Origin of the sequence: Erwinia typographi, from assembly GCF_000773975.1 — a bacterium.
Lineage (GTDB): Bacteria > Pseudomonadota > Gammaproteobacteria > Enterobacterales > Enterobacteriaceae > Erwinia > Erwinia typographi.
This window is the reverse complement of the sequence record NZ_JRUQ01000018.1, coordinates 21,655-41,067: the sequence shown is the minus strand read 5'-3', so window position 1 is coordinate 41,067 and position 19,413 is coordinate 21,655. Positions and strand designations below refer to the sequence as shown.

The window sequence follows — 19,413 nt, the reverse complement described above, 5'->3', positions numbered from 1 at the left end:
TTATCTGTTCATTGGCTAAACTTGTGAGCAATAACGATGACCCAATCCACGGCACCTCTTTCACGACTAATGCGCCTTGCGCTGGTGGGCGGCATTCCCCTGCTGCTGGCGCTGCTATTTCTGTGGGCGGGCGGCTGGCTGACTCCGCAACGTCTTTCCGCTGAAAAACTGGTTAACACGCTACAGCAGGGGCCGGGGGAAAAACCCGGCTTCCGGCGCAATCATGCCAAGGGCCTGTGCGTGATGGGCGAGTTTGAAGCGAATGGCAACGTCGCCTCGCTTTCGAAAGCGTCGGTTTTTGCGCCAGGAAACACGCCCGTAACCGGTCGCTTTGCCATCGCTGGCGGCAACCCTGGCGCGCCGGACTACGCCGTACCCATCCGCAGTATGGCACTGCAATTCACTTCCGCTTCCGGCCAGCAGTGGCGCACAGGAATGAACGCGATGCCGTTCTTCCCGGTTGCGACCCTCGAGGGCTTCTACGATCAGCTGGTAGCCTCTAAGCCCGATCCCGCAACCGGCAAGCCGGACCCGAAAAAGATGCTGGCTTTTGCCACCGCTCATCCGGAAGTCAAAGCGTTTGGCGCCTGGGTAAAACAGTATGTTCCTTCCGGGAGCTGGGCGGTGGATCGCTACAACAGCCTGAATGCTTTCCGCCTGATCGACAAACAGGGACAAAGCCATCTGGTGCGCTGGAGTATGGTGCCGCATCAGGCCTGGCAGCCGATTTCCGACCAGGACAAGCAGGAGAAAGACTTCCTGCAACAGGATCTGGTGAAACGTCTGGCGCAGGGACCGCTGAAGTGGGATCTGGTGTTTACCGTGGCGCAGCCTGGCGATAGCAGTAACGACGCCAGCCAGCTCTGGCCCGCCGATCGCCAGACGATTAATGCCGGAACGCTGGTGCTGAACCGCGCCGCGCCGCAGGAAGGCGGTCCCTGCAACAATATCAATTACGACCCCTTAATCCTGCCGGATGGGATTGCTGCTTCGGACGACCCTCTGCTGAACGCGCGTTCAGCCGCCTATGCCAAATCATACAATCGCCGGACGCAGGAAGAAGCTCACGGCCAGCCAGGAGAGCAGCTATGAAACAGGTTACCCATTTTCATCCGGCCCTTCGCGCGCTGCACTGGCTGATGGCCGCGGCAATCCTGGCCATGCTGTTTATCGGCGTGGCGATGGTTTCCACCGTTTCCTCAATGCACGCGGTACTGGTGGCTATCCACAAGCCGCTGGGCGCGGCAATTTTTCTGTTGGTGCTGGTACGCCTGTGGGTACGGTTCGCAACGCCCACGCCTCCCTTGCCTGCAAGCGTCGCTCCGCTACAGCGGGCGCTGGCCCATCTGTCGCACTGGGTGCTGTATGCGCTGATCCTGCTTCAGCCGCTGATTGGCTGGGCAATGCTCTCTGCGGCAGGCTATCCTGTCACTCTGAGCGTCGGATTTATACTGCCGCCGATTGCGCCAGTCAGTAACGATCTCTATGCGCTGCTGCGTCCGCTGCATACCTGGGTCGCGCTGGTTTTGTTTATTATGGTGATGCTGCACCTCGCCGCCGCGCTTCTGCACGGGCTGATGCTGCGCGACGGCGTGTTCAGCAGCATGGCCGGGACCAAACGCCGGGGATAAATGGCTATGCCGCCGCTGAGCGATCGACAGATTCGGGAAATGTTGCCTCATTTACAGCGTTTCGCACTGTGGCTGACCCGTAATCCGCACAGTGCGGAGGATCTGGTACAGTCCTGCCTGGCGAAAGCGTTAGGACGCTGGGGCGGCTATCGGGGGGAAGAGAGCCTGAGGGCCTGGCTGTTCGCCATACTTTACCGACAATTTATTGACGGCGAGCGGCGACGTAAACGCTATCAGCGCATTCTGGGCTTTTTTTCCGGGGAGGAACCCGTCAGCGAGTCGGCGGAAACGCTGGCGATTGCCGATGACACGCTACGGCAGTTTGCACGGCTGCCGGCGGATGCCAGGGCGCTGCTGCTGATGGTCAGCGTTGAGGGTATGAGCTACCAGGAGGCCGCCACCGCGCTGGATATTCCGATTGGCACGGTAATGTCGCGCCTTTCACGAGCCCGTAAACAGCTGCACCACCACCTGGAAGGGCAGCCTTCCGTCGCATTAAGGAGACTGAAATGAAGGGCCAGCAACCTGAAGAACAGGAGCTACACGCGTGGCTGGATGGCCAGGCTGACGAGGAAATCTCTCGTCGGGTGGAGCGCTGGCTGGCGGAAAATCCTCAGGCGGCGGCGGAGGTTGAAGGGTGGCGGCAGGATGCCCGTCAGCTTCGCCTGGCGATGCAACAGCACGCTTTGCCGATGGAAACGCCGGAGCCGGTTCAGCTGCGTCGGCGCGTGCGCCAGCAGCGCCAGTGGAGAGTGGCGGCAGCCTGCGCGCTGGTGCTGACGCTCAGCCTCGGCGGCTGGTCGGGTTGGAAGCTGAAGGATGTGCAGATAGCGCAGAGACAATTACCGATGGAGGATGCGGTGCAGGCCTACAAACTGTTCGGCACCGGTTCCCTGGCGAATCTGGACGTGGTTTCCGCCGGGCACGGCGAGCTGGCTTCCTGGGTGCAGCGCTATTTTATCAACGGCACGCTGCCGCCCAATCTTGAACAGTTTGGCTACCGACTGCTGGGCGCCAGGCTGATGGCGACTAATAATGGCCCTGCGGCGCTGGTGATGTATCAGAACCCACACGGTATTCGCGTGGCCTGGTATATTCGTCCTGTTGAGCCTGTCAGGCTGCCTCACGGTGAGCGTCGGGCCAGCGATTTAATGGCGCAGTACTGGAGCGATAATCACTATAACTATGCGCTGGTTACCCCTTCCGACGCCAGCGAGGTCGATACTATGCGCCAGGCTATCAGGCAATCAACCAGCTAATTATTCGCCTGGTAATGAATTGTAACCCCCGTTTACAGCCTGAATCCAGCGCTGACAAAGACGCGAAGATCGCTATTTGCTTACATGCTATAAACAAATAGTTAACATTTTCTCGCCCGGTATCCGGGCGCCGATCGCGGCAAGACAGGATAACCCTATGTTCAACTGGACCTCGACCCAGCGCAATGTGGCTTTCGCCAGCTTTGCCAGCTGGACGCTGGACGCGTTTGACTTCTTTATACTGGTCTTCGTGTTGAGTGATATCGCCTCTAATTTCCACACTGAAATTTCGCACGTCTCGCTGTCGATCATGTTGACGCTGGCCGTACGGCCGGTAGGCGCGCTGCTCTTTGGCCGCCTGGCTGAAAAGTTCGGCCGCCGACCGGTGCTGATGATCAACATCCTGATGTTTTCCATTTTCGAGCTTTTATCGGCATGGTCGCCCACGCTCGGTACTTTTATGGCCTTCCGGGTGATTTATGGCATTGCGATGGGGGGCGTCTGGGGCGTTGCCTCGTCGCTGGCGATGGAAACGATCCCCGATCGTTCGCGCGGGCTGATGTCGGGAATATTCCAGGCCGGCTATCCGTGCGGCTACCTGCTGGCCTCGATCGTCTTTGGGCTGTTCTACAGCACGGTAGGATGGCGGGGCATGTTCCTGATTGGCGCGCTGCCGGTGCTGCTGCTGCCGTTTATTTACTTCAAAGTCCCTGAGTCGCCAGTCTGGCTGGCGGCCCGCGAGCGAAAAGAGAGTACCGCGCTGATGCCGGTACTGCGCAGCCACTGGAAGCTCTGCCTCTATCTGGTGCTGCTGATGGCCTGCTTTAACTTCTTCAGCCACGGTACGCAGGATTTGTATCCGACCTTCCTGAAGGTACAGCATGGATTCGATCCGCACACCGTAAGCATCATCGCCATCTGTTACAACATTGCGGCGATGCTGGGTGGCGTGTTCTTTGGCACGCTGTCGGAGAAAATAGGCCGTAAGAAAGCGATGATGATTGCCGCCTTCCTGGCGCTGCCGGTGATCCCGCTGTGGGCGTTTTCAACCGGTTCGGTGATGATTGGGCTGGGCGCGTTCCTGATGCAGTTTATGGTACAGGGCGCGTGGGGCGTGGTGCCAACCTACCTGACCGAGTTGGTGCCCGCCAATACGCGTGCGGTGCTGCCGGGCTTCGTTTACCAACTTGGTAACCTGATTGCTTCCGTGAACGCCACGCTGCAATCCTCGATTGCCGAAGCGCACGGCAACAACTACGGCTTAGCGATGGCGAGTGTCGCCGGAACGGTGGCGGTGCTGATCTGTCTGTTTGTCGCGTTCGGCAGGGAAACCAGGGGCGTGGAGATCTCTTCTTCCCCCGGAAAAATAAGCGAGCAGCCTCGTTAGCGCGCAGGCTTCAGCAGGGCGGTTCGGTAGAGCCGCCCTTTTTTTATGCTCAGGCAGGGACTTCGCAGACGTCGACCCAGCTGGCTTCGGCCAGCCTGGCCAGGGTTTCAGGCGCGATGCGCACGGCGCTGTTAATCGAACCTGCGGCGGGCAGGACTTCAGCATAATGTCTTAGCGAGACGTCACACAGCACCTGCAAAGGCGTTTCCAGGCCGAAAGGGCAGACGCCGCCGACCGGGTGACCGGTCCAGTTCACCACTTCATCCGTGCTTAGCATACGTGCTTTGGCGCCCAGCGTGGCCTTCAGCTTGCGGTTATCCAGGCGGGCATCGCCGCGAGTTACGATCAGCACCACCCTATCTTTTACCTTCAGCGACAGGGTTTTGGCAATCTGACCAGGCTCAACATGGTGGGCCTGCGCCGCCAGCGCGACCGTCGCTGTGCTTTCAGCCAGCTCAATAATCTCAATTTCAGGGGCGCGCTCGGCAAAAAATTGCCGTACAGACTCCAGGCTCATGCTTATCTCCCTTATCACGAAGCGCATAAACTTGCCACAGAGCAGGCTGGCTGTAAACGGAAAGGCGAGATATCAGCGTGGTTTTAGCGTGCAGTTTCCGCAACGCTGGACGTCAGGCAGGCGATAGCGCTGGCAGCAGGTGCGCCGCTGCATCTCGCCTTCACGCGGTAACATGGTGCGATAGAAAGGATTTTCCGAGCCGTCGAGCAGGGTGCGGGAGAAGAAAAACGCGTGTTCCAGCTCAGCATGTAACGACTTGCCGAGCAGGGGAGCAATCTCGCCGAGGAACCAGAACACCGCGAAGCCGGTATTGCTCCAAATCAGCTTGCCATTGATCTCCCCGTGTCGCTCTATGCCGCTCACTACCGGGATCAGATGCTGTTGGATCAGGCGGTCCATACGGCGACGCGGACTGAGATAGCGCGCCTGTTGATCCTCACGGATATCAAACCAGAAGGTGGCCGGACGGCCGGTTTCGTGGAAGTCGACGTGACAATGCTCAGCAGAACAGTCTAAAGCACGCTCTTCAAGCAGCAGTGCCATCATCATTGGCGGCAGGATCAGGCCAAAGTACCACTGCGCCCAGAGGGAGTGCAGCGGTTTATATTCACGCGACATCCCGGCGTGCTCACGGTAGATAAAATCACCGTATCGCGCGTTAAGGCGCTTGAAGTTCTCCGGCGTGGCCCAGCGTTCCAGCGTCATACAGCCTGCTGGCGCCTCTTCGCCCAGCTTTACGCTGTCGAGGAAATAAGCACGATGCTCACTGAACAGAGCGCGGAGCGATGCCGCCAGCGAACGATTGCTCTGCAAAAAAATCAGTGGGTGTGAACCATACTTAACTGCCTGACGAACGAGGGTAGCCATGAGATCCCAGAGTGAACCTGATTGCAAAAACAAATGATAATTGTTCTTAATTCTATCTGAGCCAAAACGGACTCACAAGCCGCAGATCATGCGCTGAGCAGGAAAAAATCAATGAGGTTAGCATCAATAAATTATCTTAATGTCAACCTGTTTCCTCATAGAGATTGCTGATATAAACCGGCAGCGGCTGTTTTATATTCTGCTTTAAGGAGGGGAATTCATAAAGTATGATGCGGCAGTGAGATAATTAATTCCTTCTTGATGGAATAATAAAAACCCGGTGGTTTAAATGCATGAAGGCGGCGTCAGAACTTTATCTTTATTCGTTCCGTAAATAATCTCCAATCATGCAGGTTTATAATGAATCCTCCGCGTAAGCAGAGCGCGAGCGGCGTAAATAAGCCCGACAGGAAGACGTTTGAATTAGTAAGTTTTATTAGCGGGCTGAATGTATTGGCCCGGATCGGCGGGCCAATGAGGAAGTTATAGCGCGTCGGCAGACTGCTTACGGCTGCTCTTAACAATATCTTCATACGAGAGGATCGTATTGCGGCCCCGGCTTTTCGCCAGGTACAACGCGCGGTCCGCATTCGCCAGCGCCGCATCAAAATCGTCCTCAAGCAGCGGGGCAAACCCGGCGCTGACGGTAACGCTGGTAGCAACCCGGTCGTTAAAACGGTGCGGGATCTCCAGATTAAGCACGTACTGGCGTATCCGCTCGGAAAGCTTTCTGGCAATCGACTCATTGACGTTGGTCATCAGTACCAGAAACTCCTCGCCGCCATAGCGCGTCACAATGTCGCGTGAGCGCACCGCATCACGGATGGCAACCGACACGCGGGCCAGCGCCTGATCGCCCATGGCATGGCCATAGTTGTCGTTGTAGGCCTTGAAGTTATCGATATCCAGCAGCAGCACAAAGTGGCTGCCCGCATGATTCTCAAGGATGTTATCCAGCCGGTTTTTCAACCCGCGTCGGTTGTACAGCCCGGTTAACGGGTCGAGCATACTGAGATCGCTATAGGTCTCTTTCTCTTCATACAGTTGGCGCATCAGTTGCCGGGTAAACCTGTCGCGCTGGCGCAGCATCAGGTGATGCAACGTATAGCCAATCAGCGGCAGGGCGACGGTGAACAGGATCAGCAGCGTATTGTGCCCGCGGTCAAGCACCAGTACGGCCACAGAAGGCGGTACAGTATGCAGGCAAAAGGCCAGCAGATGATCTCCCAGCGCGATGGCGCTGATAAAAAATACGCTCATCAGGCTGATAACCAGGAAACTCCCGTCAAAATAAAATACCTTTTCATACTTAAGGTAAATTTGCCATGTCCAGAGCAGACCGGTTATTAATGCCACGATATTTAATAGTGGAAATTTTCCCGAAGGCTTTAAAAGCATCCATGCCACAATCATTACGCTCATTATTACGATGAGAGCGGTGGGAGGTGAAAACTGGAATGTGGTAATTTTTCCATTTACGCTGCATAAACAAAATAACGCGGTTGCTGTGTTTAAAAAAAGAAAGAGCATCAGCGACAGCCGATGCTTGCTGTTAAGCAATTTATCATAGCTTTGTAATTTCATTATTTCTACTCGTGACTGCATTGAAATAGTGCACGCCAGTAGCTTCAGGTGGCGAATGATTTCGTGCCTGAAATAGTTTCTGTCTGTTATTATTTGGATTGTCTTAATAGCGATCGCGGTCAATTTAACACTTAACCGCGTAAGTGTCACCAGTAAGCACAAAGTTTCAGCAGAGGATAACAATTAATGCTGCAAATTGATAAATATTCTTATATGCTATTGGTAATCATTATCATTTAAAAGGGTGTGGGTACGGCGATGCTGATAGCAATGATCACCGCATGTGGACTCTGGGGGGTTAGCTGGATGCTGGGTAAACGACTGGATAGCGCCTGGGGCGTGCTGCTCCCCTGTGCATTGATGCCGCTCATCACCCTGATGAACCTGTCGTTCAGCGAATGGCGGGCAGTGATGGTGGTTGCATTGCTGGCTACGGTAGTGATGCTCTTTCATAAGCGGCTGCGCCATTATCTGCTGCTCCCTTCCTGCCTGGCGCTGGCTGGCGGCATGGCGGCTATCTCGGTCAATTTCGGCATGTCCTGAAAGATTGAGCTTCAGGGCAAAGTCATGACCAGCACGAACGGGTGCGGATAAAGGAAATTCTGCGGATGGCTAACAGGAATGTCAGGGAAAACAGTTACAGCAGGGAGTGAAACAGGGAAGTGCGTTCAACGTGGTGCGAAGAGAGGGACTTGAACCCTCACGTCCGTAAGAACACTAACACCTGAAGCTAGCGCGTCTACCAATTCCGCCACCTTCGCATCGTGTTGAACTCTTTAGTGTTTATTCATATCACCGCATTGGTGCGAAGAGAGGGACTTGAACCCTCACGTCCGTAAGAACACTAACACCTGAAGCTAGCGCGTCTACCAATTCCGCCACCTTCGCGCAGATGCTGCGTAATATGAACAATGTGATTATGGTGCGAAGAGAGGGACTTGAACCCTCACGTCCGTAAGGACACTAACACCTGAAGCTAGCGCGTCTACCAATTCCGCCACCTTCGCATACCGTCAACACAGGTAAACTGTATTGCAACCACGGAGGCGCATTCTAGAGATTTTCCCATGGACGTCAACAGTTATTTGGCCACCCTGCCATGATTGCTGCAAAAAGCGACGTTCTGCGGGACGGGGTGACGAATCAGGCGGTTGCTGACGAAAAAAAAACGGCGAATAAATCGCCGCTTTAGTGATTAGCGCTTAGCTTTCGCCGCGCGTTGTAATACGGCGCGATAGACCTTGAAGCGCCCGTTCTGCACCAGCACTTCATGGCTGCCAAAGGTCTCATCCAGCACCTGTGGATACGGCAGGAAGGCGTTAGCGACAATGCGCAACTCGCCGCCCATATTCAGATGCTTCACGGCGCCCCGGATCAGCGTCTGAGCCGCATCCAGACTGGTCTGCATCCCATCGTGGAACGGCGGGTTGGAGATAATCATATCGTAACGGCCGTTGACGTCGGAATAGACGTTGCTGGCAAACACCTCACCCTCCAGTCCGTTGGCGGCCAGGGTGGCTTTACTGGCCTCCACGGCGGCGGCGTTGACGTCGGTCATCGTCAGGCGAACCTTCGGTGAGAAGCTGGCAAGCATCGCGGAAAGCACGCCAGCGCCGCAGCCGAGGTCCAGCACTTTGCCTTTCATATGCGGTTTCAGCGTGCTGAGGAGGATATTACTGCCCGCATCCAGACCGTCGCGGCTGAATACGCCCGGCAGCGTTTTAATCGTCAGATTGCCAAGAGGGTACTCATCCCAGTAATTTTCCACGTCAAAGGTTGGCCGGGCGTCGAGGCGGCCGTGATACAGACCGCAGCGGCGGGCGCTGTCAATTTTGGTCAGCTTCGCCCAGGCTTCCGTCATCTGCTCCGCGCTGCGGACGCCGCTGCGGTTTTCGCCTACCACGAACAAATCGCTTCCCAGCGGCAGCAGCGACAGCAGGTTTTCAAGCTGGAACTGGGCTTCCGGCTTGTTCTTCGGCCAGAAATAGATCAGCGTGTCGCATTCGGCAACGCTCTCAGCCGTCGCCACCAGGCCGAACTGGGCGCGGTCTCCCAGCGCACGGCTCAGGATCTGCCAGTGATGATATTGTTGGGTATGCACCCGACTCAAAACGGTGTCTAACTGAGCGGGCAGGTCATCCTGCAAATCGCCAGCAAACAGGACGCGGCGTTGAGTAAATTCATCACTGTGGCGCAGTATCACTTCACTGGCCGGGCTAAAAGCAGACATCGGTGGCTCCTCACGAATCAGAGCGGCGATTATACCCAAATTAGCCAGAGTTGCAGCAAAGCCTGAGGGGAACGCGGAATTTCTCTGCTCATCGCGGGTTCAGGGGCGGCGGATGTGGCTTTGTTGGCGCGGAACCGATGGTTTTGCTAGCATAGCGACGCAATCGGGCGAGCAGACGGAAAAAAAGATGTCCCCCAGGCGAGACTGGTTATTACAGCAGATGGGCATTACGCAGTATACGCTGCGGCGTCCGCGTGCCCTGCACGGAGAGGTTTCCGTTTCGCTGCCTGAGCAGACTCGCCTGCTGATTGTGGCGGAAGTGCCGCCTTCTCTGAGCGACCCGCTAATCAACGACGTGCTGCGCGCCATGCTGATGGACGAACAGGATGTGCTGGTGCTGACCCCGGAACAGCTGGCAATGCTGCCAGACGATATTCGTTGCGCGGCCTGGTGTCTGGGTATTGAGCCGGTTCCCGAGCTGAACGGCTCGCAGATCGCTTCGCCTGTTCTTGCGGAGCTCTATAATAATGCCGGCGCCAAACGCGCGCTGTGGCAGCAGATTTCCCACTATGAATCAGATTTCTTTACTGACCCCGCAAGACTTTGAGCGCGCCTTTGCCATTGAGCGGCGCAGCCATGCTTTTCCCTGGACAGAAAAAACCTTCGTCAGTAATCAGGGCGAGCGCTATCTGAACTACCGGCTTACCGCAGACGGGCAGCTGGCGGGGTTTGCCATCACCCAGGTGGTGCTGGATGAGGCCACCTTATTCAACCTGGCTATCGATCCGGCTTTCCAGCGTCAGGGCATGGGGCTACAGCTGTTACAGCATGTGATAACCGAGCTTGAATCCAGAGGCATTCAGACCTTATGGCTGGAAGTGCGCGCCTCAAATCGTCCGGCTATTGCGCTCTACGAGCGGCTGGATTTCAACGAAGTGTCGGTGCGCCGTAACTATTACCCGACGGCGGACGGCAAAGAAGATGCCATTATTATGGCGCTGACTTTATAAGGATCGACTGAAAAGATGCTCAACGACTGGGATTGGATCTTATTTGACGCTGACGATACGCTGTTTCACTTCGATGCGTTTGCCGGTTTGCAGCGTCTGTTTCAACAGTATGAGGTGACATTCACTGCTGCGGATTACGACGACTATCAGGCGATTAACAAACCGCTGTGGGTTGACTATCAGAACGGGGCTATTACCGCGCTTCAGCTACAGCACCAGCGTTTTGAGAGCTGGGCGGAGAAGCTCGAGGTGACCCCGCTGGATTTGAATGACGGCTACCTGGCCGCGATGGCGCAGGTCTGTACGCCGCTGGCCGGTGCGGTCAGCCTGCTTAACGCTCTTAAAGGGAAGGTTAAGATGGGGATCATTACCAACGGGTTTACCGCACTACAGCAGGCGCGTCTCGAACGGACCGGACTGCTGGGCTATTTTGACCTGCTGGTGATTTCCGAGCAGGTAGGGCACGCGAAGCCGCATCCGGCTATTTTTGACTACGCGTTGTCTCAGATGGGCAATCCTCCGCGTGAGCGGGTGCTGATGGTAGGGGATAATCCGGATTCTGACATTCTCGGCGGGATCAATGCCGGGCTGGCTACCTGCTGGCTGAATGTTCAGCAACGCCCGCTTCCTGAGGGTATTCAGCCTGACTGGCAGGTAAACTCGCTGCAGCAACTGGAAGTGATTCTTAATTCTTAAGTTTGATTTTTTTAGTACTTTGTTTCTTTCCTGCAAAATATGCCAGCATATTTTTCTGGCATTTTCCTTTAATCCCTCAAATTAAAACAGATAAATCTGTAGATCCTCGTCTCAAAAATTCGTATCGCCAAAATCCTATTTTTCAGGACCAAATTATGATTTATTGATATGACATTTGGTTATCAAAATATGTTTTTTAACTACTTTTTTGCTTAAAAAGGCAAGTTATTGCCCTGATAAGTTGATGAGCATTGCATTTTTCTGGCCATTTATTCATAAATCCCCTTAAATTTGTAACATAAGGTTCTCTTACATTGCCATTTTGATTTGTTTAGGCGTTGAATAAATGGAAAGACTCTGTAAACTTTCCGAAAATTTCACTATTAACTGTTACCACGGATACGGGCGGGTTGCGTGAGCACCATCTCGTGCGGTAGCTATGGCACTGCTTAATTTTTTTTTACTTCTTAATTTACAGCTAATTAAGTGGTAATGTAACTGAAAATCGTAATGCGTTTAAGGACTTTGCGTAAGAAGAGTGGTTTCATTAAGTTCAGATTTATTCACTTCTTAGCGTAGGGCATTACGGAGGGATTGGTAGGGTAAAGGGAGTCTGGCCAGCATTTCTCACGCCTTTCAAGCGAGAATAGCGGTAAAAACGATCCTGCTGCTTCACAATTAACCTGCTAATCATGCCGTGCGCCTCGTTGATGTTTATGAATTGAATAACCTGCGTTGCTGAACTGTGATGCGTGCTTTTGGCCCTGAAGCGAGATGATTTGATTTGGACCTGTTAATGCCTGGTCCGGTTTAGTCTCGCCTCTTGCCCACCTCTTTTCTTCCCGCTTGTTCGTAAGGCCAGCCGCCGCTGGTCGCTAACACCCTCCAGTATCTTGTACATGCGTATTTCCAGGTTGTATTACGCCTTTTATTTAAAAAAAACTTCATGAGGATCATGGTGAAAATTCGAATTGCACTGAGTTTGCTGTTTGTTTTGGCCGTTACCGGTTGTAAAACGCCACCGCCAGCAGTAACGGATGACACGATCGTTTCCAGCACCGTAGATGGCGTCAAGTTGACCTATCGTCACGCCGTGCAGCCGCCGGTCTCTTTCACGCCGGTTAACGAAGAGTACCGGGCGCTCTATAACGCCTCGGTAATGACCCGTCCTGACTTCGGCGGCAAGCTGGTGAGCTATCTGGATAACGGCAAGCCTTATACCGTTCTGGGTACGGTGGAAAACAACTGGTTTGCCCTGGCTGAACAGGGGCAGGAGCAGTTGATTGGCTACGTCCCGATGCGTGCGGTGGTGAAGAGCGACCTTTACGACAAAACCGTGAAAGCCGACTCGCGCCGTAAGCGCGTCCGCGCCCCGGCGAAGAAAACCTGCGTTGCGGCTGGCGACAGCAAAGCCTGCCAGAACAGCAACAGCGGAACCTGGATCATCGACTGATAACGCGCTAATGGCCGCATCAATATGAACAGACTTTTATTATTGCGCCTGAGTCTTCAGGCGCTTTTTCTTCTGGCATTCAGCCTGCTGGCCGGATGCAGTTCCTCTTCGCACAGCGAACCTGCTCACTACAACCTGGTTTTCCAGGCGCATCCGCAAATCAACGATGGCGCTCCCCTCAAGGTGAGGGTGATGCTGCTGAAGTCGGATGCGGATTTCATGTCTGCCGATTTCTATTCGTTGCAAAACAACGCGCCAACGCTGTTAGGTGGCAACTTGATCAACAGCGAACAGTTTTTCCTGATGCCCGGCCAGCTGAATAAAGTCCTCAGCGGGCAGAGTACTTCAGAGGCCCGATATATCGGGATCCTCGCCGAGTACCAGTCTCTTGATGGCAAAAAGTGGCGCCTCTCGTTGCCTCTGCCGGTTCCCAACGACAGCAGCTTCTACAAATTCTGGCAGGGGTCCACAGACGAACTGAAAGCCGACATCATTGCTGACATCAGCGGTCTGCGCACCGTGAAACAGTGAGCATTGCCTGACAACGGAAGCCATTATGAATAAAGCAGAAAAAGTGGTCTGGACCGAGGGTATGTTCCTGCGCCCGCACCATTTCCAGCAATCAGAGAGCTACCAGCAAAGTACGCTGCGTAACTGGGGAATGACCCAGCGGCCTTATCTCTGGGGCTTTTTAGACTGCGAGATCGACGAAGCGATGCTGCGTCAGGGGAAGATTGCCCTCAGTTCCGCCAGTGGTCTGCTGCCTGACGGCACCTTTTTCTCCTTTCGCGATGCGCGCAACGGGCCGCCGCCGCTGGCGATCCCAGATAATCAGGGTAATGAGAAAGTGGTGCTGGCGCTGCCTGCCCGTCGTAATGGTCGTGAAGAGGTGATCTTTAGCGAAGCGTCGGACTCGCTGGCTCGCTACGTCACCTTTGAGCAGGAAGTGGACGACTTCAACGCGCTTTCCGTCGGTCAGGCTGCCGTACAGTTCGGCAAGCTGCGCCTGAGACTGATGCTGGAGAGCGAGCTGTCCGCCGAATGGACCGCGATGGCGGTGGTCAGGGTCATGGAAAAGCGCAACGATAACCAGGTTCGGCTGGACGGCGGCTACATTCCGCCGATGCTTAACTGCATTGCGCATTCGCTGCTTTATGACTACCTCAGCGATATGCTTGGGCTGCTGGAGCAGCGCAGCCAGCAGATTGGTCAACGTATGCAGCAGCCCGGTCGCTTTAATAGCGCCGATATGCTGGACTTTATGCTGCTGGCGCTGGTTAACCACCACTTCGGCCACGTCAGCCACCTGAAAAACCTGCCGCTGCTGCACCCTGAACAGCTGTTTTCCACCTGGCTGGCGTTTGCCAGCGAGCTGACCACCTACACGCCGCAGCGTTTCCCTGAAGGCACGCTGCCGGTGTATGACCACGACGATCTGGCCTGGTGCTTTGGCAAGCTGATGCTGATGCTGCGCCAGGGGCTGTCGCAGGTGATGGAAGAGAACGCCGTTCAACTTCCGCTAACCGAGCGTTCCCACGGCCTGAATGTGGCGACCGTGCCAGAGACCTCGATGGTGCGCGAGTTTGGCTTCGTGCTGGCGGTGCGTGCCAACGTGCCGGGCGAAGCGCTGCAAACGCACTTCCCGGCGCAGATGAAGGTGGCGCCCGTTACGCGAATCCGCGATTTGGTCCAGCTTCAGCTGCCGGGCATGGTGCTTAAGTCGATGCCCGTTGCGCCGCCGCAGATCCCCTGGCACACCGGTTACAGCTACTTTGAACTGGAGAAGGGCAGCGAGCTGTGGCAGGAAATGGAAAAATCCGGCACCTTCGCCCTTCATCTGGCGGGGGATTTCCCTGGCCTGATGATGGAATTCTGGGCTATTCGTAGCCATTCAGCCTGACGCAGGGAGCGAAAAAGATGCAGGAACGACAGGCTTATGCCCAGGGCGATATCTTCTCAGGCGCCAGCAGCAATAACCCGCTGGTGGCGGCGGCGAACGGCTTATTGAACGCCATTCCGCAGATCCGCCACTCCGTCACTCATGCCGATCCCGCCGGTTTACGCCAGCGGCTGATCGACGAAATGCGCCAGTTTGAAATGAACTGCCAGCGCGCCAGCCTGCCTTACGAGGTCATTATCGGCGCGCGCTATTGCCTGTGCACCGCGCTGGATGAAGCGGCCGCGCTGACGCCATGGGGAAGCCGCGGCGTCTGGCCCGGCCAGGGGCTACTGGTGACCTTCCATAACGAAACCTGGGGCGGCGAGAAATTCTTCCAGCTGCTGGCCAAGCTTTCGCAGAACCCGCGTGAACAAATCGTTCTGCTGGAGCTGATCAACTACTGTTTGCAACTGGGCTTTGAAGGGCGCTATCGCGTACTGGATAACGGCCGTTCACAGCTTGAAACCATCAAACAGCGTCTGTTGCAGATGATCCGCTCCGTGCGCGGCGGCTACGCGCCTCCGCTCTCGCCTCATCCTGAAGATCATCCGGTCACCCGCAAGCTGTGGCGGCCGGTGGTGCCCTTGTGGGCCTGCACCGCATTGGTCGGCTTCCTTGCCTGCCTGTTCTATATCCTGCTTAACTGGCGGCTGGGCGACGTGACCAGCCCGGTGCTGGCAGCGGTTTATCAGACGCCATTACCCGAAGTCACCATTCATAATCCGGCTCCGCCGCCGCCAGCTGCCCTCAACCTGAAATCCTTCCTGCGCCCTGAAATCGAAGAAGGGCTGGTCGCGGTGAAGGATGAAGCCGATCAAAGCGTAGTGACCCTCAAGGGCGACGGCCTGTTTACTTCCGGCTCGACCGCCGTTCGCGGTCGTTATGAACAGGTTCTGGATCGTATTGCTCAGGCGATGAACAACGTTAGCGGTCGCATTCTGGTTATTGGCTACAGCGATAACGTGCCGATCCGCAGCGCCCGCTTCGCCTCCAATTATGAGCTTTCGCTGGCCAGAGCGCAGTCCGTACAGGAACGCCTCCAGCAGCATCTGTCACAGCCGCAACGCGTGAAAGCGGAAGGGCGCGGGGAATCCAACCCCCTGGTGCCGAATACCACCGCAGAAAATCGCGCCCGTAACCGCCGGGTGGACATCACGCTGTTGGTTTCGCCGCAGAACACCCGCGCGGAAGTTAACGGTTTGCAGCAAGGAAATTAACGGATGCTGAATATTCTTTTTGCCATCATGACCAATCGCCTGATGTGGGGCTTTATTGGTATTACCGCGCTCTCCTTTATCATCTGGGTCATTGGGCCGGTCTTCTCGATCGTCGATTCCCGCCCGCTGGAGCCAGAAGCCAACCGCATGATCAGCATCGCGCTGCTGTATGCGGCATGGGGGCTAAGCAATCTGGTGCCGCGTCTCTACAACTCCTGGCTGAACCGCAAGCTGATGGGCAGCCTGAAAACCACGCCGGATGAAGACGGGGCTACTGAGAACAAACGCCTGACGAATGAAGATCGCGTGCTGTCGGAGCGTTTTACCGAAGCCGCCGAAATGCTGAAAAAGGCTCATTTCAGCCGGGCTGGCAACAATCGCTGGACCCAGCGCTTCAGCCGACAGTATCTGTATCAACTGCCGTGGTACGTCATTATCGGCGCGCCTGGCGCGGGGAAAACCACGGCGTTGGTCAACTCCGGCCTGCAATTCCCGCTGGCCGATCGCTTCGGTAAGGCTGCCCTGCGAGGGATTGGCGGCACCCGTAACTGCGACTGGTGGTTCACCAACGAAGCGGTGCTACTGGACACGGCCGGACGCTACACCACTCAGGAGAGCGAGCAGCAACAGGATGCCAGCGAGTGGGGGAATTTTGTTGGACTGCTGCGTAAATACCGTGGCCGCCAGCCAATCAACGGCGTGATCGTCACCGTCAGCGTTTCCGATCTGCTCACCCAGTCCGCTGAGGCTTCGCGTCAGCAGGCCATTTCGCTTCGTCAGCGCCTGATGGAGCTACATGAGCAACTGGGCATTCGCTTTCCGGTTTACGTACTGATCACCAAAACCGACCTGCTGAAGGGCTTTCGTGCCTATTTTGCCAGCTTCGATAAGGCGCAGCGCGATCAGGTCTGGGGCTTTACCTTCCCATGGGAACGCTCCAGGCTGGCGGACTTTGACCTGCTCAGCGCCTTCACTCAGGAATATGCCCTGCTGCAACAGCGGCTTGATGCTGGCCTGCCGGATACGCTGCTACAGGAAAGCGACGGCAGAGCGAGAGCCGAAAGCTATCTGTTCCCACAGGAGTTTGCGGCTCTTCGTCCGCTGCTGAACGACTATCTGGAGACGGTGTTCAGTCGTTCCAACTTTGAAACGCAGTTTTCGCCACGCGGTATCTACTTCGCCAGCGGCACCCAGGAAGGGCTGCCGTTTGACCGGGTCATGGGCGAGCTGAGCCGTGCGCTGAACCTGCCGCAGGATGAGGGCGGCAACAGCGGAGCCTGGGATAACGTCAATAAAGAGGCGCCGATCCCGGGCAATAAGGGCCAGAGCTTCTTCCTGAAAGACCTGCTGCAAAACGTCATCTTCCAGGAGGCTGGGCTGGCAGGCAGCAACCGCTGGTGGGAGTTTCGCAATCGCGCCGTGCTCTGGTCGGGTTACGTCGTGCTCGCCGCCGCGCTGGTCATTGCCGGGTTGCTGTGGATAACCAGCTATAACAACAACCGCAGCTATTTGCAGGAAGTGCAGGCCAGGGTGCCTGAGGTGGCGAAGCTGAGCCAGAACCTCCAGGCGAATGACCTGACCGACCTCTATGCGCTGCTGCCTTTCCTCAACGGCGTGCTGCATCTGCCGGAGAGCAAGGACTTTGATCTCAATGACCCCTCGATTACCCGCAGAATGGGGCTGTATCGCGGCGTTGAGGTCAGCGACGCCACGCAGACGCTCTACCAGAAATCCCTTAAGCAGCTGCTGATGCCGCAGGTCGCCCAGTTGATCACCACCTGGCTGCGCAACGACAACGGCAGCGATGCGGATTACAGCTACGAGGCGTTGAAGGCTTATCAGATGCTGTATTCGCCGAAGCACTACGACGGCAAATTCCTGCACGCGTGGCTGATGCTGAATATTCAGCGCAACCAGCCGCAAAACGTCACTCAACAGCAAATCAGCCAGCTTGACTGGCACCTGACGCAGCTGCTGGAAACGCAGATTCAGGCTTCGCCTTACGCGCGGGACGATGCGCTGGTAAAGCGCGAGCAGGCGCTGATTAATCAGATGCCGCTGTCACAGCGCGTCTATGGACGCCTCAGGCGCCTGCTCGAAAGGGATGACAGTTTGAAATCCGTCTCGCTGGCTTCGCTTGGCGGCCCGCAAAGCGAGCTGGTGTTCTCCCGCAAAAGCGGCAAATCGATTGGCGAAGGCATTCCGGGGCTGTTCACGCCGGACGGCTACTGGAACAGCTTTGATAAAAACATCAACAGCGTCACGGCGGCACTGCATGATGATGACCAGTGGGTGCTGGGCGGCCAGGTGCAGGGCGAAACGAAAGAGCAGACCGACCTTGCCGTGCGCCAGCTGTACATGGCTGACTATATGCGCCAGTGGGACGGCCTGCTACAGGACATCCAGCTGAATAACAGCGCCGATTTGTCACAGCGCATCAACGCCGCGCGGCTGCTTTCCAGCAGCAACTCCCCGCTGCGTAAGCTGGTGGTCAACCTCAGCCATTATCTGGTGCTGGAGAAAGCGGCCCCGGAAGAGGCGGCGAAAGCCGGGAAGGATGATAAAGAGGAGAGCAGCGCCAGCAGTACGTTGACCGCCCTGTTCCGCTCGCGCCAGGCCACAACGGCGGCCAGCCAGCAGCAAACGCCAGAGCAGTCAGTAACCGCTCACTTCGCACCGATTATCGAGCTGGCTCAGCCGCTGGAGAAGGGCGGAAAAACTATCGCCTTTGATGATTTCCTCAAGCAAATCGACGAGCTCTACCGCTATCTGACTGCGGTGCAGGATGCCGCCAACAGCGGGATGCCGCCGCCAGCGGGTGACTCAATCAGCCGTTTGCAGGCCAGCGCCGGTCGTCTGCCGGGGTCGTTGCAGAACATGTTTACCAGTATGGCCGTGGGCGCGAGCAGCGATACCCAGCGCCGCGATCTGGATAACGTGCGTAAGCGCATTAATGTGGAAGTCGGCAGCTTCTGCCGTCAGGCCATTGCCGGGCGCTATCCGCTGTCCCGCAGCGGCCGTTCAGAGGTGACGCCTGACGATCTGGCCCGCATGTTTGCGCCGGGTAGCGGACTGATGGACAGCTTCTTCCGCGATAATCTGGCGAACAAGGTGGACACCACTCAGTCCAGCTGGCGCTTCACGCCGGGCATTGATGGCAAAACCCTGCCGGGCGGTGAAAGCATACTGAGACCGTTCCAGCAGGCACAAAGCATTCGCGACGCCTTCTTCGCCAACGGTGCGACCACGCCTTCGTTCCGGGTAACCGTGCGGACCCTGCAAATGGATAACAACATCCTGACGCTAACGCTGGATGTGGACGGGCAGCTGCTGCGCTACAGCCACGGACCGCAGGCAGTGCAGCTGATGAGCTGGCCTGGCCCCGGCGGCACCAACCAGGTGCGTATGCAGCTGGGACTGGCCGATGGCACCACCGCTACGCTGGTCACCAACGGCGCATGGGCGCTTAACCGCTTCTTCGATCGTGCTCAGATCGCCCGTGGCGGCGGCAGCCTGAGCCGTCAGGCCACCTTCAACGTCAATGGTCATCGGGTGACGCTGGAGTTCACGCCAAACAGTATCCGTAATCCGTTTCAGCTTCCTGGGTTCTCATGCCCCTAACC

The 19,413-nt window shown here is 56.3% G+C and carries 18 protein-coding genes and 3 tRNA genes; 14 read left to right on the top strand and 7 right to left on the bottom strand.

Annotation, left to right across the window (positions count from 1 at the left end; translation table 11 throughout):
- Nucleotides 1-36: 36 nt before the first annotated feature.
- The 5 genes from NG99_RS04225 (at nt 37) to NG99_RS04205 (ending at nt 4,277) form a co-directional block, all read left to right on the top strand.
- Nucleotides 37-1,092 (top strand): catalase family peroxidase, encoded by a 1,056-nt coding sequence (locus tag NG99_RS04225; RefSeq protein WP_034888739.1) that lies wholly within the window; start codon nt 37-39, stop codon nt 1,090-1,092.
- Nucleotides 1,089-1,631 (top strand): cytochrome b, encoded by a 543-nt coding sequence (locus NG99_RS04220; RefSeq protein ID WP_034888737.1) that lies wholly within the window; start codon nt 1,089-1,091, stop codon nt 1,629-1,631. The genes NG99_RS04225 and NG99_RS04220 overlap by 4 nt, the downstream gene beginning before the upstream one ends.
- Complete coding sequence (locus tag NG99_RS04215; protein WP_232298164.1) at nt 1,632-2,144, top strand: RNA polymerase sigma factor; 513 nt, start codon at nt 1,632-1,634, stop codon at nt 2,142-2,144.
- Nucleotides 2,141-2,890, top strand: a complete 750-nt coding sequence (locus NG99_RS04210) for an anti-sigma factor family protein (protein ID WP_034888735.1) — start codon at nt 2,141-2,143, stop codon at nt 2,888-2,890. The genes NG99_RS04215 and NG99_RS04210 overlap by 4 nt, the downstream gene beginning before the upstream one ends.
- Nucleotides 2,891-3,047: 157 nt before the next feature.
- Nucleotides 3,048-4,277 (top strand): MFS transporter, encoded by a 1,230-nt coding sequence (locus NG99_RS04205; protein ID WP_034888733.1) that lies wholly within the window; start codon nt 3,048-3,050, stop codon nt 4,275-4,277.
- A gap of 49 nt (nt 4,278-4,326) precedes the next feature.
- Here the strand turns inward: NG99_RS04205 and NG99_RS04200 are convergent, their stop codons facing one another.
- The 3 genes from NG99_RS04200 to NG99_RS04190 form a co-directional block, all read right to left on the bottom strand.
- A complete protein-coding gene (locus tag NG99_RS04200) occupies nt 4,327-4,794 on the bottom strand; it encodes a YbaK/EbsC family protein (protein WP_034888729.1) in 468 nt (155 codons plus the stop codon).
- Nucleotides 4,795-4,866: 72 nt separating this feature from the next.
- The gene (gene fhuF, locus NG99_RS04195; protein ID WP_034888727.1) at nt 4,867-5,661 is read right to left on the bottom strand and encodes a siderophore-iron reductase FhuF; all 795 of its coding nucleotides are present in this window, start codon (nt 5,659-5,661) and stop codon (nt 4,867-4,869) included.
- A 483-nt stretch (nt 5,662-6,144) separates the two neighbouring features.
- On the bottom strand, nt 6,145-7,245 hold the full coding sequence (locus NG99_RS04190) for a GGDEF domain-containing protein (protein ID WP_034888725.1): 1,101 nt from the start codon (nt 7,243-7,245) through the stop codon (nt 6,145-6,147).
- Nucleotides 7,246-7,503: 258 nt separating this feature from the next.
- Between NG99_RS04190 and NG99_RS04185 the strand changes: the two genes are divergently transcribed.
- Nucleotides 7,504-7,788 carry a DUF1435 domain-containing protein gene (locus tag NG99_RS04185; RefSeq protein ID WP_034888722.1) on the top strand — a complete coding sequence of 95 codons (285 nt, stop codon included), beginning with the start codon at nt 7,504-7,506 and terminating at the stop codon, nt 7,786-7,788.
- Between the two features lie 131 nt (nt 7,789-7,919).
- Here NG99_RS04185 and NG99_RS04180 read toward each other — a convergent pair.
- The 4 genes from NG99_RS04180 to rsmC all read right to left on the bottom strand — a co-directional run bounded on the left by NG99_RS04180 (nt 7,920) and on the right by rsmC (nt 9,475).
- Nucleotides 7,920-8,006 (bottom strand) — tRNA-Leu (locus NG99_RS04180).
- A gap of 40 nt (nt 8,007-8,046) precedes the next feature.
- A tRNA-Leu gene (locus NG99_RS04175) sits at nt 8,047-8,133 on the bottom strand.
- A 32-nt stretch (nt 8,134-8,165) separates the two neighbouring features.
- Nucleotides 8,166-8,252 (bottom strand) — tRNA-Leu (locus NG99_RS04170).
- Nucleotides 8,253-8,440: 188 nt separating this feature from the next.
- On the bottom strand, nt 8,441-9,475 hold the full coding sequence (gene rsmC / locus NG99_RS04165; RefSeq protein ID WP_034888720.1) for a 16S rRNA (guanine(1207)-N(2))-methyltransferase RsmC: 1,035 nt from the start codon (nt 9,473-9,475) through the stop codon (nt 8,441-8,443).
- Between the two features lie 187 nt (nt 9,476-9,662).
- On the opposite strand from rsmC, the gene NG99_RS04160 reads away from it, so the two are divergent.
- From NG99_RS04160 to tssM, 8 genes are all read left to right on the top strand, one after another.
- Complete coding sequence (locus NG99_RS04160; protein WP_034888946.1) at nt 9,663-10,082, top strand: DNA polymerase III subunit psi; 420 nt, start codon at nt 9,663-9,665, stop codon at nt 10,080-10,082.
- Nucleotides 10,045-10,485 carry a ribosomal protein S18-alanine N-acetyltransferase gene (gene rimI / locus NG99_RS04155; protein ID WP_034888718.1) on the top strand — a complete coding sequence of 147 codons (441 nt, stop codon included), beginning with the start codon at nt 10,045-10,047 and terminating at the stop codon, nt 10,483-10,485. The genes NG99_RS04160 and rimI overlap by 38 nt, the downstream gene beginning before the upstream one ends.
- A 15-nt stretch (nt 10,486-10,500) precedes the next feature.
- The gene (gene yjjG / locus NG99_RS04150; RefSeq protein WP_034888716.1) at nt 10,501-11,181 is read left to right on the top strand and encodes a pyrimidine 5'-nucleotidase; all 681 of its coding nucleotides are present in this window, start codon (nt 10,501-10,503) and stop codon (nt 11,179-11,181) included.
- Between the two features lie 958 nt (nt 11,182-12,139).
- Nucleotides 12,140-12,634 carry a hypothetical protein gene (locus NG99_RS04145; RefSeq protein WP_034888944.1) on the top strand — a complete coding sequence of 165 codons (495 nt, stop codon included), beginning with the start codon at nt 12,140-12,142 and terminating at the stop codon, nt 12,632-12,634.
- 24 nt (nt 12,635-12,658) lie between these two features.
- Nucleotides 12,659-13,165 (top strand): type VI secretion system lipoprotein TssJ, encoded by a 507-nt coding sequence (tssJ, locus tag NG99_RS04140; RefSeq protein ID WP_034888714.1) that lies wholly within the window; start codon nt 12,659-12,661, stop codon nt 13,163-13,165.
- Between the two features lie 25 nt (nt 13,166-13,190).
- Nucleotides 13,191-14,534: a type VI secretion system baseplate subunit TssK gene (gene tssK / locus NG99_RS04135; protein WP_034888712.1), complete on the top strand. Its 1,344-nt coding sequence runs from the start codon at nt 13,191-13,193 to the stop codon at nt 14,532-14,534.
- Nucleotides 14,535-14,551: 17 nt separating this feature from the next.
- Nucleotides 14,552-15,790 carry a DotU family type VI secretion system protein gene (locus NG99_RS04130; RefSeq protein WP_034888710.1) on the top strand — a complete coding sequence of 413 codons (1,239 nt, stop codon included), beginning with the start codon at nt 14,552-14,554 and terminating at the stop codon, nt 15,788-15,790.
- Nucleotides 15,791-15,793: 3 nt separating this feature from the next.
- On the top strand, nt 15,794-19,411 hold the full coding sequence (tssM, locus tag NG99_RS04125) for a type VI secretion system membrane subunit TssM (RefSeq protein ID WP_034888708.1): 3,618 nt from the start codon (nt 15,794-15,796) through the stop codon (nt 19,409-19,411).
- Nucleotides 19,412-19,413: the final 2 nt, after the last annotated feature.

What these genes read in the sequence shown, in the direction of transcription:
- tssK (WP_034888712.1), top strand. Translation starts at nt 13,191, where the DNA reads ATGAATAAAGCAGAAAAAGTGGTCTGGACCGAGGGTATGTTCCTGCGC.
- NG99_RS04185 (WP_034888722.1), top strand. Translation starts at nt 7,504, where the DNA reads ATGCTGATAGCAATGATCACCGCATGTGGACTCTGGGGGGTTAGCTGG.
- NG99_RS04225 (WP_034888739.1), top strand. Translation starts at nt 37, where the DNA reads ATGACCCAATCCACGGCACCTCTTTCACGACTAATGCGCCTTGCGCTG.
- NG99_RS04210 (WP_034888735.1), top strand. Translation starts at nt 2,141, where the DNA reads ATGAAGGGCCAGCAACCTGAAGAACAGGAGCTACACGCGTGGCTGGAT.
- rimI (WP_034888718.1), top strand. Translation starts at nt 10,045, where the DNA reads ATGAATCAGATTTCTTTACTGACCCCGCAAGACTTTGAGCGCGCCTTT.
- tssM (WP_034888708.1), top strand. Translation starts at nt 15,794, where the DNA reads ATGCTGAATATTCTTTTTGCCATCATGACCAATCGCCTGATGTGGGGC.
- NG99_RS04130 (WP_034888710.1), top strand. Translation starts at nt 14,552, where the DNA reads ATGCAGGAACGACAGGCTTATGCCCAGGGCGATATCTTCTCAGGCGCC.
- fhuF (WP_034888727.1), bottom strand. Translation starts at nt 5,661, where the DNA reads ATGGCTACCCTCGTTCGTCAGGCAGTTAAGTATGGTTCACACCCACTG.
- NG99_RS04205 (WP_034888733.1), top strand. Translation starts at nt 3,048, where the DNA reads ATGTTCAACTGGACCTCGACCCAGCGCAATGTGGCTTTCGCCAGCTTT.
- NG99_RS04200 (WP_034888729.1), bottom strand. Translation starts at nt 4,794, where the DNA reads ATGAGCCTGGAGTCTGTACGGCAATTTTTTGCCGAGCGCGCCCCTGAA.
- NG99_RS04160 (WP_034888946.1), top strand. Translation starts at nt 9,663, where the DNA reads ATGTCCCCCAGGCGAGACTGGTTATTACAGCAGATGGGCATTACGCAG.
- tssJ (WP_034888714.1), top strand. Translation starts at nt 12,659, where the DNA reads ATGAACAGACTTTTATTATTGCGCCTGAGTCTTCAGGCGCTTTTTCTT.
- rsmC (WP_034888720.1), bottom strand. Translation starts at nt 9,475, where the DNA reads ATGTCTGCTTTTAGCCCGGCCAGTGAAGTGATACTGCGCCACAGTGAT.
- NG99_RS04220 (WP_034888737.1), top strand. Translation starts at nt 1,089, where the DNA reads ATGAAACAGGTTACCCATTTTCATCCGGCCCTTCGCGCGCTGCACTGG.
- NG99_RS04190 (WP_034888725.1), bottom strand. Translation starts at nt 7,245, where the DNA reads ATGAAATTACAAAGCTATGATAAATTGCTTAACAGCAAGCATCGGCTG.
- yjjG (WP_034888716.1), top strand. Translation starts at nt 10,501, where the DNA reads ATGCTCAACGACTGGGATTGGATCTTATTTGACGCTGACGATACGCTG.
- NG99_RS04215 (WP_232298164.1), top strand. Translation starts at nt 1,632, where the DNA reads ATGGCTATGCCGCCGCTGAGCGATCGACAGATTCGGGAAATGTTGCCT.